The organism is Bradyrhizobium sp. ISRA442, assembly GCF_038085055.1.
GTDB lineage: Bacteria > Pseudomonadota > Alphaproteobacteria > Rhizobiales > Xanthobacteraceae > Bradyrhizobium.
In genome coordinates this window covers 161,014-174,166 of record NZ_JALGCN010000002.1, presented here as the reverse complement: position 1 = coordinate 174,166, position 13,153 = coordinate 161,014, and the positions used below count along the sequence as shown (strand labels likewise).

The following is a 13,153-nucleotide window of genomic DNA, read 5'->3' as shown; positions in this document are numbered from 1 at the left end:
TCATGGAATCGTCCGCGCAAGTCGTCATCCTCGCCGGCCTCGCCATCGGCCTGATCTACGGCGCCGTCGGCCTGCTCAGTGGCTTCTGCCTGATGAGCAGCATGCGCGGCTGGCTCGCGGAGGGAGACGGGCGGCTGGTGCGCACCTATGCGCTGGCGATCGCCGTCGCGATTGCGGCGAGCCAGCTTCTTGCCGGCAGCGGCACGATCGATCTCGGCAAGTCGATCTATCTGCAGCAGACGTTTTCGGCGCCGGTGCTGTTCCTCGGCGGCCTGTTGTTCGGTTACGGCATGGTGCTGTCGAACGGCTGCGGCTCGCGTGCGCTGGTGCTGCTCGGCCGCGGCAATCTCCGCTCCTTCGTCGTCGTGATCGTGCTCGCCATCGCCGCACAGATGACGCTCAAGGGCCTGATCGCGCCGGCGCGCATCGCGCTCGTTCAAGCCTCGCAGGGCACGGTGAACGCGAACTCGCTGCCGTCCCTGCTGGCAACGCTTGGCCTTGGCGAAGCCGTCTCGCGCACGCTGGCCGCAGCCGCGATCGCTGTCGCCCTGATCCTTTTTGCATTCGCTCACGCCAGTTTCCGGCGCTCGCCGGGCCAGATCGCGGCCGGCATCATCGTCGGCCTCCTCGTTGCCGGCGGCTGGTTCGTCACAGGTTACCTCGGTGCCGATGATTTCAACCCGGTACCGGTCACCTCGCTCACCTTCATCGCGCCGATTGCGGACGCGCTGCAATACGCCATGCTCTCGACCGGCCTGACGCCGAACTTCGGCATCGCGACGGTCGCCGGCGTGTTCGCAGGTAGCCTCGTGACGGCACTGGCCACGGGTCGTTTCAAGCTCGAAGGCTATTCCTCGCCGCGCCACATGCTGCGCTCGGCCAGCGGCGCAGCGCTGATGGGTATCGGCGGCGTGATGGCGTTCGGCTGCTCGATCGGGCAGGGGCTCACCGGCCTGTCCACCCTCGCACTGGCGTCATTCGTCGCGGTCGCCGGTATCCTGCTCGGCACTGCTGCGGGCTTGCGCGGTGCGCTGCGCGTTCAGCCTCTCGCAGTCGCCTGACCGCGCAGTGGCCGGTCGGTCAGAGTGGCGAGGCCGATGCCCGCGACGATCAGCGCTGCCGCGACGGCAAGGCTGATGTCGATGGGTTCGCCCAGGAGGGCCGCAGCACTGGCGATGCCGACGATCGGCGTCCCCGTGGTGCCCAGCGACGTCGTCAAGGCCGAGATGCTCTTGTTGACCATCGACATCGCCCAATAGGCCAGCGCCGTCCCGATCAGGCCTGAATAGAGGAACAGCAGCACGAGCCGCCACGACCATTCGGCGTGCGGCAGGCCGTCCGCAATCGTCGCCGCGACTGATAGCACCACCGTTGCCACGAGCACCTGCCAGATCAGGAGTTGGAGCGGGGACGCGATCCAGCGATGCGAGCGCAGATAGATGATGTTCGCGGCCCAGCAGATGGCGGCCAGGATCACCATGCCGGCGCCGAGCACGACGTTGACGTTGGTCCAATCGATCGAGGATGGATTCAGGATCACGGCAAGTCCGGCCAGGCCCAGCAACGCGCCGCCGAGCTTCGGCGCGGTCAGCGTGTCCTTGCCGAGCAGGGGCGCGGCGAGCGCCACCCAGAGCGGCGTCGTGTAGCCGAGCACGACGCCCTTGCTGGCGGGAATGAAGCGCAAGCCCGCGGCCGCCAACGTCGAGAATAGCGTCATGTGCAGCAGCGACACGCTCAGGATCACGGGGACGTCGTGTCGCTCCGGAATGACCAGATTATTGCTTGCGCGCAGAATCACGAACAGACCGATGAGCGCGATCCAGCTCCTGATTGCCGCGCTCCACAGCGGCGGCACTAACTGCACCAGCTGCTTCGTTACCGACCAGTTCACGCCCCAGGCCAAAACGACGATGACGAACAGGCCTACGGCCGCGCGGGGTGACAGGGAGGTGTTCATTGCAAGATCCTTGAAGCGGCGTAGTCCGACAGATAGCATCGCAATTGGCACTCAAAAAAGTGCCAGATTTGAAAGAATCAAAGTGCCAGTTCTAGAGACGATGATTTCCGGGCTGATCGTGCTGGAGCGATCCAGCGAGGAAGGGCTGGTGGCGCAATTGACGAGCCAGCTCAGGCGCCTGATTGCAAGCGGGCGGCTCGGCAAGGGTCGTGCGCTGCCGTCGAGCCGCCGGCTCGCGAGCGATCTCGGCGTGTCGCGCAATACCGTCAGTTTCGCGTTCGAGCAGCTCGCCGCCGAGGGTTACCTGGAGATGTCCCACGGCAGGCGTCCGGTAGTGATGGTCGAGGGTGGCGAACGCATCGAACGCACAGGCGTTGCAACATCGCGTGTGCAACCCCGGCTCTCGCCCTGGGCCTCGAGGCTGCGCGAGACGGATTGGCCGATGTCCTATCTCGCGCGGTTGCGACCCCTGAGGCCCGGCCACGCCGATGCCCGGGAGTTTCCGAACGAGATCTGGGCGCGCTGCCTGCGCCGCAGCGCCGTGCGCGCTGCGAAACGCGAGCTCGGACCGATCAACCGGCCGCGTCTGCGCGAGGCGTTGGCGCACTACCTCGCGAGCAACAGGGGCGTGCGCGCGGCGTCAGAGCAGATCTTGATCCTGCCGAGCGCGCAGGCGGCGCTGACCTTGATTGCAGCCACCCTCATCACGCCCGGAGATGAGGTCTGGGTCGAGGATCCCGGCTATCCCGGCGCTGCGGCCGCCTTCCGCGCCTCCGGCGCGCGCGTGGTTGGCCTGGGGGCTGGACGAGCAGGGCATGCAGCGGGTGACCGGAATGGCCGCGCCAAAGCTCATCTTCATGACGCCGTCGCACCAGCACCCGACGGGGCGTTTGATGTCGCTTGCCCGCCGCACCGAATTTCTCACCGCAAGCCGGCCGGGCAAGACTTGGATCATCGAAGACGATTACGACGGCGAATTCCACTATGACAGCCGGCCGGTGCCGTCCTTGCAAGGGCTCGATGCCCATGGCCGCGTGTTCTATGTCGGTACCTTTTCAAAGGCGATGACCTCGGACATCCGGCTCGGCTACCTCGTTGCACCGCCGGCCCTGCGCGATACGCTGGAGATCGCGCAGCGGCACATGGGGTCGATCGCGGCCAGCCATATCCAGGAAGCACTGGCCGAGTTCATCGCCGATGGGCATTTTCTCGCGCATCTCCGGCGGATGCGCCGTCTCTATCATGCGCGCCGCGATCATCTCGTCAGCGAGATGGAACGCCGTCTGGGCGATGTTCTCGAGGCGGAGGTGCCCTCGGGCGGTATTCAGCTCGTTGCGCGCCTCAAGCGCGGCAGCACGGACCGGGCGGCGGTCAAACGGCTGGTCGCGGCCGGAGTCGAGACGCGGGCGCTATCGAGCCTGTCGCTCGGCCAGCCGCGCGATCACGGCCTGCTGCTCGGCTTTGCGGCATGGCGCGAGAACGAGATCAGCGCGGCCGTGCGAACGATGACGTCCTGCTTCTAGAGCGATACCTCAATCCGCGGCCTTCGTCACGATGCGGATCTCCGAGGTCAGCGTTCGGTGTACCGGACACTTGTCGGCGATCTCCATCAGCTTCTTGCGCTGTTCGGCATCGAGCGTGCCTTCCATCGCGATCACGCGATCGATCTGGTCGAGCATGCCCTCGCGCGTCTCGCACTCCGCGCAATCCTTGGCGTAGATCTTCGAATGCTTCAGCGTGACGGTGACGCGGTCGAGCGGCAGCGACTTGCGGTCGGCATAGAGCCGCATCGTCATGGAGGTGCAGGCGCCAAGGCCGGCGAGCAGGAAATCATAGGGTCCGGGGCCGGCATCCTCGCCGCCGACGGCAACCGGCTCGTCCGCGACCAGGCGATGCGGCCCGACCGAGACGATCTGGTTGAACTTGCTCTTGCGCGTCTCCTGCACCACGACCTGGCGCGGCGCCTCGGCGAGATCCATCGCCCTTGCCGGCTTTGCCGTCTCGATGTAGCGGCTCGCCCAGGCTGTGATCACGTCGGCTACATAGAGCGCGTCTGCAGGCTTCGTGAGCAGATGATCGGCGTGGTCGAGCGAGATGAAGCTCTTGGGATGTTTTGCCGCGACGAAGATCTTGGTCGCATTTTCGATACCGACAGTGTCGTCGACCGGCGAATGCATCACCAGGAGCGCCTTGTGCAGGCCGGTGACGTCCTTCATCAGTTCGTGCTCGACGATGTCGTCGAGGAATTCGCGCTTGATCCGAAACGGACGTCCCGCGAGGGACACTTCAAGCTCGCCTTGCGAGCGGATTGTTTCGACATGTTCTTTGAAGAGCCCGGTGACGTGCGCCGGATCGGACGGCGCCGCGATGGTCGCGACCGCCTTCGCCTCTGGAACCTTCTCGGCCGCAGCAAGGATCGCGGCGCCGCCGAGGCTGTGTCCGATCAGGATCGACGGCGCCTTGCGGACTTTGCGCAAGTGGTCGGCGGCGTGGACGAGATCGGCGACGTTGGAAGAGAACGTCGAATTGGCGAAGTCGCCCTCGCTGGAGCCGAGTCCGGTGAAGTCGAAGCGGAGTACCGCGATGCCTTTGGCCGCGAGCGCCACCGCGATGCGCTTGGCGGCCAGCGTATCCTTGCCGCAGGTGAAGCAATGCGCGAACAACGCGTAGGCCGCCGGCTCGCCGTCCGGCAACTCCAACGCCGCTGCAAGCTGATGACCGCCTTCGCCCTGGAATTGAAAGCGTTCCGTAGCCATGGGCTTTCCCCGTTCTGCTTGAAATCTAGTCGCCCGAATAGCGCTGTTCGGCCCAGGGATCGCCGCGGTTATGGCAACCGCGGACTTCCCAGAAACCCCGCGCATCCTCGGTCAGGAATTCGATGGCCTGGAGCCATTTGGCGCTCTTCCAGAAATAGAGATGCGGCACGACCAGCCGTACCGGACCGCCGTGCTCGTTCGTCAGCGGCTGGCCCGACCAGCTATGGGCGAGCAAAGCGTCTTCCGCGGCAAAATCTTCCAGCGCGAGATTGGTGGTGTAACCGTCATAGGAATGCAGCACCACGAAGCGCGCATCGTCGCGGGGCTGGCAGATCGCGAGCAACGCGCGCGTTGCGAGGCCCTCCCACTGATTGTCATAGCGCGACCAGGTCGTCACGCAGTGGATGTCGGAGGTGAATTGCGCCTGCTTCTGCGCGCTAAACTCCGCAAAGCTCCAGAACAGCGGATTGTCGATCGCACCATAGACGTCGAGCCGCCAGCGCTCGCGCGAGATCTCGGGTGAAAGGCCAAGATCCAGCACCGGCCAGTCCTTGGTGAGGTGCTGGCCGGGCGGCAGCCGATGATCCTCCAGGCGCGTGATCCTGCCGGTGAGGAAGCGGCCCTCGCGCGCCCATTTCTCCTTGGTGCGCGTCAGCTTGCTGTCGGGCGGTGGCTCGTTCTCGTCGGCCATTGGCTACTCGTGGCGATGCATCGCGGACGCATGCTTGGTGTCGCGCATCGTAGCATAGATGATCAGCGAGATGCAGATGATGCCGCTGAGGTAGAAGTAGAACCATTCCTCGCGCCCGACGCTCTTGAAGTAGAGTGCGATCGCAGGTGCCGTGCCGCCGAAGAGCGAGACGGTGATCGCATAGGGCAGGCCGACGCCCAGAGCGCGGACATTGGTCGGGAACAGCTCGGCCTTCACCACCGCATTGATCGAGGTGTAGCCGGCCACGAACAGCCAGGCGGCGCAGATCAGGACGAACGCGACGAACGGCGATTTGGTCTCTTTCAGCGTCATCAGCAGCGGCACGGTCGAGAGCGTGCCCGCGATGCCGAAGAAGATCAGGAGCGGCTTGCGCCCGATCTTGTCCGAGATCGCGCCATAGATCGGCTGCAGGATGGTCGCGAAGATCAGCGTGCCGAAGATCACGAAGGTGGTCTGGTCCTCGGTCAGCCCGACCGAGAGCTTGACGAAGGTCTGCATGTAGGTGGTGAAGGTATAGAACGCTGCGGTGCCGCCGGCGGTGAGGCCCATCACCAATAGCAGCTCGCGCGGATATCTCAGCAGGTTGGTGATCGAGCCGGTCGGCTTGACCACCTTCTTGGCTTCTTCGAACGCTTCGGTCTCATGCAGGCTGCGCCGCATCACCGCGGCGAAGATCGCCAGCATCGCGCCGATCGCAAACGGGATGCGCCAGCCCCAGCCCTTCAGCTCTTCCGGCGTGAGGAAGACCTTTTGCAGGAGCAAGAGCACGATGATCGCGGTGAGCTGGCCGCCGATCAGGGTGACGTACTGAAAGCTTGAATAAAAGCCGCGGTACCGGGGGTCGGCGACCTCGCTCAAGTAAGTCGCGCTGGCGCCGTACTCGCCGCCGAGGCTCAGGCCCTCGATCACGCGGGCCAGCGCCAGGATCGCGGGCGCGGCGAAGCCGATCGTGGCGTAGGTCGGCGTCACCGCGATGATCAGCGAGCCGAAGCACATGAAGACGACCGACAGCGTCAGCGAAATGCGCCGGCCGAAATGATCAGCGAGATAGCCGAAGAACCAGCCGCCCAAGGGGCGCATCAGGAAGGTCGCGGCGAACACGACCGCGGCGTTCAATTGTTGGACAACGGGATCGTTGCCGGGGAAGAAAGCCGGAGCGAAATAGAGAGCGAACGCCGTATAGGCGTAAAAATCATACCATTCGACGAGATTGCCGACGGAGCCGATGAAGATCGCCTTGATCCGCCGCTTGGCATCGGCGACGTCAAAATGCTCGGAGGCCGGTTTGATTGCTTGCTCTGTCATATCCGGCCTCTCCGCTCTGGTTTTGGAGAGGCCTACATCGCCTTTCCAAGCAGAAATGGCAACTGGCGGGGGCCTCTCACGGTGCCCTGCGACCAAGTCACGGTGCCTGCCGGGTCGAGCCGGAAATCCGGAATCCGCTTCAGCCACTCCTCCAGCGCGACCTGCATCTCCATCCGCGCCAGGTTGGAACCGACACAGCGGTGTATGCCGAGGCCGAAGGCGGCGTGGCGGTTTTCCCGCCGGTCGATCACAACTTTGTCAGCGTCCGGAAACATCTTGGGATCGCGGTTGGCTGCCGGGAAGGACAGCAGCACCATGTTGCCCGGCTTGACCGGGCAGCCCGAGACCGTCCTCTCCTTGACCACCTCGCGTGCCATCGTCACCGGGGAATAAGCGCGCAAGAATTCTTCGACGGCCGTCGGCATCAGCTTGGGTTCGGCGATCAGGCGCTCGCGGTCGGCCGGCGTGCGGGCGAGATGCCAGAGCGAGGAACCGATCGCGCTCCAGGTGGTATCGATGCCGGCGATCAGGAGCAGCCGCAGCGAGCCCAGTACGTGCGCTTCCTCCAGCGGCTGGCCGTCCTTGTTCCTGGCATTCATCAGATAGGAGATGAGATCGTCGGTCGGGTGCTTCCTGCGCTGCTCGATATGCGCCCTGAAATAGTCGCTCATCTCGTGGACGGCCTGGAGCAGCAGGTTCTCGTCCTTGATGCCGAGCTCCAGGATCATGTGGATCCAGTTGATGAAGAGGTCGCTGTCGCTTTCGGGAATGCCGAGCATATGCGCGATCGCACGCACCGGAATGTGCTTGGTGTAGCGTGCCGCCGCATCCACCTTTTTCTCGCCGATGAAGCCGTCGATCAGTTCATTGCAGATCGCGCGGACCCGCGGCTCGAGCTTCTTCATCGCGTCGGGCGTGAACGGCGGAAGCAGCAATTGCTTGGCCGGTTTGTGCGCGGGCGGATCGGAGGTGATCGGCGGGGCGGCGTTCTGGGTCACCTCGGGCCGCACGTCGCGCACGATGATGCGGCGCGAGGAGAAATGCTCTGGATCGTTGGCGATCTCGCGCACCGCTTCATAGGTCGTCGGCAGGTAGCAGCCGAGGAAGCGTCTGGTGTGCACGACCGGGCTTGCGGCGCGCAGCTCGTCCCAGATCGGGAAGGGATCTTCCGTCCATTGCGGATCGGTGTGGTCGAAATCGTTGAGCCAGTCGGTGACGGGCGGATGGACAACGGGTTGGCTGACGTCGGACATCTCAGGGAATCCTCGAAGCTGGTGTTCGCTGAAGGCACGCGCGTCGTGAAAGGCGCGCTATTCCTTGATTACGTCGATCGCGATTTCCGGGCAGTTGGATCTGGCAAGCCAGGCCTTGTCTTCCAGCCCGGCCGGCACGGTGCCGTCCCCGGCCTCGCGGGCGTTGCCGTATTCATCGAGCTCGAACAGTTCCGGCGCCAGTGCCTTGCAGCGGGCGTGGCCCTGGCATTTGTCCGGATCAACGTGAACCTTGAGTCGCTCTGCCATTGGCGTCCTCGGTCGTATGCGCGGGCCTGGAAGGCCGGACGCGTTTCCCCATGTTCGATTTATCGGCGCCCTTCGCCGATCTAAGTTATAGTATATTACATTCGCGGTGGGCTTCCCCTGTCAAGCGCAAACTTATAGGTTTCGCGTCAACATGCCGTCACAACTCGTCCGCAAGCCGCAGAACACCTATCATCACGGCGATCTCCGCGACGCTCTGATCAAGGCCGCCTTGCGCGAAGCGGAGCAGGCCGGAGCCGAGGCGATCAGCATCAAGGCGCTGGCGAAAGAGCTCGGCGTCTCGCAGCCGGCACCGTACCGGCATTTCGCCGACCGCGAGGCGCTGCTCGCGGCGGTGACGACTGAGGCGTTCCGGCAATTCACCGCCGTGCTGCGCGCGGCGATGGCGAAGCCGTCTAAGCAGTCGAAACTATCCCGGCTGGCCCAGGCGACGCTCGATTTCGGCCTCCGCCGCAACGGCATCTATCGTCTGATGTTCGCATCGCGCACAGTGTCATGCGCGGCCAAGGGCAGCGAGCTGCATGAGGCCACGCGCGAGACCTTCGCACTCGTGATCGAAGCTCTGGATGCACCGGCTGTGGGTTACTTGCGCGAGCGGCAGGCGCTCAAGATCTGGGCGGCGCTGCACGGCGTAGTGATGCTGGCCGAGCAGGGCCTGTTCACCGGGGAGGCGGCGCATGCCACGCGTGAAGAACTCGTCGAGGATTTCGTCAACGAGACGAAGACTGCGCTTGCGGCCGCGATCAAGGACGCGCGGCGCCGGAACAAGGCCAGCGCTTAAGCCTTCGCGCCAAGCAGCGTCATCAGCTTCTCGACCGCGCTGTCCGGTGTGGTCACGACGGGCCGCCCGGTTGCCTCCGCGACCAGCGGCGCCGTGGCGGCGATGCTGAACTGCGCGAGCGCGACGACGTCGCAGTCGCGCAAGTCCCGCGAAGCCTGAGCGATCAGCCGGTCATGCTCGGCGCGGTCGCCGCGGTCGAGCGCGGCCAGCGCGCCCTCGGCGAGCTTCGGTACGACCTGGACCGAGGCCGGAAACTCCGGCGGCATCGAGACCAGCGTTGGCGGGAAGGTCGAGAGCAGGCCGATCCGCCTGCCCATCGTCACGGCTCGCTCGATCATCGCCTCGTTGGGCTTGAGCACCGGCATCGGTGCATGCGCGCGCGCCACCGCCTCGATGCAGGGACCGAAGGCCGAGCAAGTGAACAGGATCGCGTTTGCCCCCGTCGCCACCGCATAATCGCCGAGCGCGAGGAAGCGCTCGGTCATGGCGTCGCTGAGCTCGCCGTCGTGCGCCAGGTCTGCCGAAAGGCTGTCATCGAGCAGGTTCATCAGCCGCGCCTGCGGCCAGGCCTTTGCGAACGCAGCCTCGATCGGCGCGATGGAATGCTTGAGGGCGTGGATGAGGGCGATGCGAGGAGGCGTCGTCATTGAACCTTGTTACCTGGCGAAGGTATCGCGCCCCGGACGCAGCGCAATGCGCAGTATTGCGCTGCTGAGCCGGGACTCATTCGTGGCCACTAGGTCCCGGCTCAGCGCAGCAGCGTTACACGCTGCAGCGCGTCCGGGGACACACGCGAGTGTCTACTTGAACGGGATGGCGTACATCAAACCGCCCTTGCTCCAGAGCCCGTTGAGGCCGCGCTCGAGCTTGAGCGGGCTCGCCTTGCCGACGTTGCGGTCATAGATCTCGCCGTAATTGCCACCGGCCTTGATCGCCGCGACCAGCCACTTGTTATCGAGCCCCAGTCGCGAGCCGAGGTCGCCGGAAGCGCCGAGCAGGCGCTGGATCGCGGGCGTGCTCGACTTCGTCATCTCCTCCACATTGGCCTGCATCACGCCGAGTTCCTCGGCCTCGATCAGTCCGTAATGCAGCCAGGTGATGATATCGCTCCAGACCTCGTCGCCGTTGCGGGTGAAGGGCCCGAGCGGCTCCTTGCTGATGGTCTGCGGCAGCACGACGTAGTCGGCCGGGTTTGGCGCTGCTGTGGTCACCGCGCCGGCGAGCGCGGAAGCGTCCTGGGTCATGGCATCGCAGCGGCCGCCGAAGAAGGTCTGGTACATGGTGTCGACGCGATCGAACACCAAGGGCTTCCAGTCGATGCCGTTGGCGCGGCCGTAGTCGCCGAGCGTGACCTCATGGGTGGTGCCTTGCGCGACGCAGACGGTAGCGCCCTTCAGATCCTTGAGCTCCTTCACGCCGAGATCCTTCTTCACGACAAAACCCTGGCCGTCGTAGAAGTTGATCGGGCCCTGGCGGAGGCCGAGCGTGACGCCGCGCAAATAGGTCTGCGTCGAGTTGCGGTAGAGCACGTCGATCTCGCCCGATTGCAGTGCGGTGAAGCGGTTCTGCGCGGTCAGCGCGACGTAGCGTACCTTGTTGGGATCGCCGAGCACGCCGGCCGCGAGCGCGCGGCAATAGTCGACGTCGAGGCCCTTGAAGTTGCCTTGCGAGTCCGGCGCGGAGAAGCCGGCAAACCCGGTGCTGACGCCGCACACCAGCGTGCCGCGGCTCTTCACCGTATCCAGCGTCGCGGCCGACGCCATCGCCGTCGATGCCACGAAAACACCTGCCGCGATAACCACTTTCCTCATCATACTAGTCTCCCCTCAGTGATTGACATTACGCAACACGTTGTCGACGGCCGTGCCGAGCTTGTCGACGATCAGGTCGATCTCCTCCGCGGAGGCGATATAGGGCGGGGCCAGCAACACATGGTCGCCGCGAACACCATCCACGGTGCCGCCGCCGGGATAGCAGCCGAGCCCGTTGGCAAAAGCCTCGGCCTTGATCTTCTGGTGCAGCTTGAGCGCGGGATCGAACGAGGTGCGGCTGGCGCGATCGGCGACGAGCTCGATTGCCCAGAACAGGCCCCGGCCTCTGATATCGCCGACATGGCGGTGATTTCCGAAGCGCTCGATGAGGCGCTGCTCGAGCTGCTTGCCACGCTCCTTCACCCGGTCGAGCAGGCGATCCTCGCGGATCACCTCCTGCACCGCGAGCGCGGCCGCGCAGGCGAGGGGATGGGCGAGGTAGGTATGGCCGTGCTGGAAAGCGCCGCTTCCCGCGCGAATCGTCTCGATGATCTTGCCGCTCGCGAGCATCGCGCCGATCGGCTGATAGCCGCCGCCGAGCCCCTTTGCGATCGCCTGGATGTCGGGTGCGATGCCCTCCTGCTCCCAGGCATGCGTGGTGCCGGTGCGGCCCATGCCACTCATAACCTCGTCTAGGATGAGCAGCGCGCCGTGCCGCTCGCAGATCTCGCGCACCGCCCTGAAGTAGCCGTCCGGTGCCGTCACGGCGCCCGCAGTGGCGCCGACGACGGGCTCGGCGAGAAACGCCGCGACGGTGTCGGGGCCGAGCCGCTGAAATTCGGCCTCTAACTCGGCGGCAAGCCGCGCCACGAATTGGGCATCCGACTCGCCGTCGTGCTTCTCGTGATAGGCGAAGGCCGGCGCCACATGGCTGAACGCGGCCGAGAGCAGCGGCGCATAGGGCGCGCGGCGCCAGGCATTGCCGCCGGCGGCGAGCGCACCGAGCGTGTTGCCGTGATAGCTCTGCCGGCGCGCGATGAAATGCTGCCGCTGCGGCTCGCCACGCTCGATGAAGTATTGCCGCGCAAGCTTGATGCTGGCTTCGATTGCCTCCGATCCGCCGCTGACGAAATAGGCGTAGGCGAGGCCGCCGGGCTCATGGCCGACGAGCATCTCGGCCAGCGCTTCCGCCGGCTCGGACGAGAAGAACGCCGTGTGGGCATAGGCCAAGGTCGAGGTCTGCTTAGCTATCGCCGCAATCACGCGTGGATGCTGGTGGCCGAGGCAGGAAACGGCTGCGCCGCCGGAAGCGTCGATCACGCGCCGGCCGTCCTCGGCAAAGAGATAGACGCCTTCGCCGCCGATCGCCTTGGGTGGCGTTTCGCGCAACGAACGGTGCAGCACGCGGCTGGTGCGAACGGCCATGGTCAACCTTTCTCTGAGACGTAGGTGGAGGCTGCGGCAAGCCGCGCCTCGGTGTCCTCAAGGCGTTTCTTCGCGGTCATGCCGCCGAGCGAGAACGTCACCGCCGCCAGCGATTGTGCGATTGCGATGGCGCCGGTGAGGCTCGGAAAGAAGCCGGGCGGCGAAGCCGCTTCGAACAGCAGCACCTGATCGGCGCCCTCGGCCATTGGCGCCGACACGCTATCGGCGATCGCTATCAGCGTCGCACCGGCACGGTAGGCGGCCCGTGCGACACGGACGCTCGCGTGGGTATAGGGCATGAAGCCGATGACGATGACGGCTTCGCCGGGGCGGAAGGCGCCGAGATCGAGGTCATCGGGCCCGGAGCCGCCGACGATCTGCACCTGATCGGGTCGGAACAGCCGTAGCTCGTAGTTGAGCAGTTCCGCGACACTGCGGCAGCTACGATAGCCCGCGATCCAGATCCGCTTTGCGCTGTGGAGCGCGCGGGCGGCATCCGCGATCGATTGAGCCGGGATCCGCGGAAGACCGGCGGCCTCTGCCTTCAGTTTGTCGGTGACGAGCGTGACATCGGCGTTGGGGCCATGGCGACGACTTTTGGCGCGTCCGGAGAAGGGGGAGGTCTGCGACGGCCGCCGGGCCTCCGTCAGCGCTGCGCGCAACTCCTCCCAGCCGGAATAGCCGATCGCCTTGGCAAGACGCGTGAATGCGGCGGGATCGGCGCCGGCTTCCGCCGCGAGATCGCGCATCGAACGGGTGGTGGCGTCGTAATCATTGGCCGCCACGAAACGCCCGACCTCCTGCAATCGCAGGGGGAGCGATGGCAATGCGCTGCAGAGTTCGCTCAAGGGCGAGGATTTCGCGGGCTCGACCATGAAACATTTGTTGCACGAATTGCAGATTGGTGCAACAGTTGACGTACGCTGCC

General features: G+C 65.2%; 12 protein-coding genes and 1 pseudogene. 3 read left to right on the top strand and 10 right to left on the bottom strand.

All coding sequences use genetic code 11. From position 1 onward, the window contains the following. Positions 1-2 precede the first annotated feature (2 nt). Entirely contained in the window at positions 3-1,061 is a 1,059-nt protein-coding gene (locus MTR72_RS03920; RefSeq protein ID WP_280965120.1) for a YeeE/YedE family protein, read from the top strand. Here the strand turns inward: MTR72_RS03920 and MTR72_RS03915 are convergent. After that, on the bottom strand, positions 1,040-1,996 hold the full coding sequence (locus tag MTR72_RS03915; protein ID WP_445819546.1) for a DMT family transporter: 957 nt from the start codon (positions 1,994-1,996) through the stop codon (positions 1,040-1,042). The two genes, MTR72_RS03920 and MTR72_RS03915, sit on opposite strands and share 22 nt — an antisense overlap. 61 nt (positions 1,997-2,057) lie before the next feature. Here MTR72_RS03915 and pdxR point away from each other — a divergent pair. After that, positions 2,058-3,480, top strand: a pseudogene (gene pdxR / locus MTR72_RS03910) (MocR-like pyridoxine biosynthesis transcription factor PdxR). 9 nt (positions 3,481-3,489) lie between these two features. On the opposite strand, the gene MTR72_RS03905 reads toward pdxR, so the two are convergent. From MTR72_RS03905 to MTR72_RS03885, 5 genes are read right to left on the bottom strand one after another with little or no spacing between them, the layout of a single operon-like run. Next, positions 3,490-4,713, bottom strand: a complete 1,224-nt coding sequence (locus MTR72_RS03905) for a bifunctional alpha/beta hydrolase/OsmC family protein (protein WP_280965118.1) — start codon at positions 4,711-4,713, stop codon at positions 3,490-3,492. Between the two features lie 25 nt (positions 4,714-4,738). Then, the gene (locus MTR72_RS03900; RefSeq protein WP_341510112.1) at positions 4,739-5,404 is read right to left on the bottom strand and encodes a sulfite oxidase-like oxidoreductase; all 666 of its coding nucleotides are present in this window, start codon (positions 5,402-5,404) and stop codon (positions 4,739-4,741) included. Positions 5,405-5,407: 3 nt separating this feature from the next. Beyond that, positions 5,408-6,730 (bottom strand): MFS transporter, encoded by a 1,323-nt coding sequence (locus tag MTR72_RS03895; RefSeq protein ID WP_280965116.1) that lies wholly within the window; start codon positions 6,728-6,730, stop codon positions 5,408-5,410. A gap of 32 nt (positions 6,731-6,762) precedes the next feature. Then, positions 6,763-7,983: a cytochrome P450 gene (locus MTR72_RS03890; protein ID WP_280965115.1), complete on the bottom strand. Its 1,221-nt coding sequence runs from the start codon at positions 7,981-7,983 to the stop codon at positions 6,763-6,765. A 57-nt stretch (positions 7,984-8,040) separates the two neighbouring features. Then, positions 8,041-8,250, bottom strand: coding sequence for a ferredoxin (locus MTR72_RS03885; protein ID WP_280965114.1), 210 nt, complete (start codon positions 8,248-8,250; stop codon positions 8,041-8,043). Between the two features lie 151 nt (positions 8,251-8,401). Here MTR72_RS03885 and MTR72_RS03880 point away from each other — a divergent pair, with 151 nt between their 5' ends. Continuing rightward, complete coding sequence (locus tag MTR72_RS03880) at positions 8,402-9,049, top strand: TetR/AcrR family transcriptional regulator (protein WP_280965113.1); 648 nt, start codon at positions 8,402-8,404, stop codon at positions 9,047-9,049. Here the strand turns inward: MTR72_RS03880 and MTR72_RS03875 are convergent. The 4 genes from MTR72_RS03875 to MTR72_RS03860 all read right to left on the bottom strand — a co-directional run bounded on the left by MTR72_RS03875 (position 9,046) and on the right by MTR72_RS03860 (position 13,100). Next, positions 9,046-9,696, bottom strand: a complete 651-nt coding sequence (locus MTR72_RS03875) for an aspartate/glutamate racemase family protein (RefSeq protein WP_280965112.1) — start codon at positions 9,694-9,696, stop codon at positions 9,046-9,048. The two genes, MTR72_RS03880 and MTR72_RS03875, sit on opposite strands and share 4 nt — an antisense overlap. A 153-nt stretch (positions 9,697-9,849) precedes the next feature. Then, positions 9,850-10,863, bottom strand: coding sequence for an amino acid ABC transporter substrate-binding protein (locus tag MTR72_RS03870; RefSeq protein ID WP_280965111.1), 1,014 nt, complete (start codon positions 10,861-10,863; stop codon positions 9,850-9,852). 12 nt (positions 10,864-10,875) lie between these two features. Further along, positions 10,876-12,225, bottom strand: a complete 1,350-nt coding sequence (locus MTR72_RS03865) for an aspartate aminotransferase family protein (RefSeq protein ID WP_280965110.1) — start codon at positions 12,223-12,225, stop codon at positions 10,876-10,878. Positions 12,226-12,227: 2 nt separating this feature from the next. Further along, complete coding sequence (locus MTR72_RS03860; protein WP_341510111.1) at positions 12,228-13,100, bottom strand: MurR/RpiR family transcriptional regulator; 873 nt, start codon at positions 13,098-13,100, stop codon at positions 12,228-12,230. Positions 13,101-13,153: the final 53 nt, after the last annotated feature.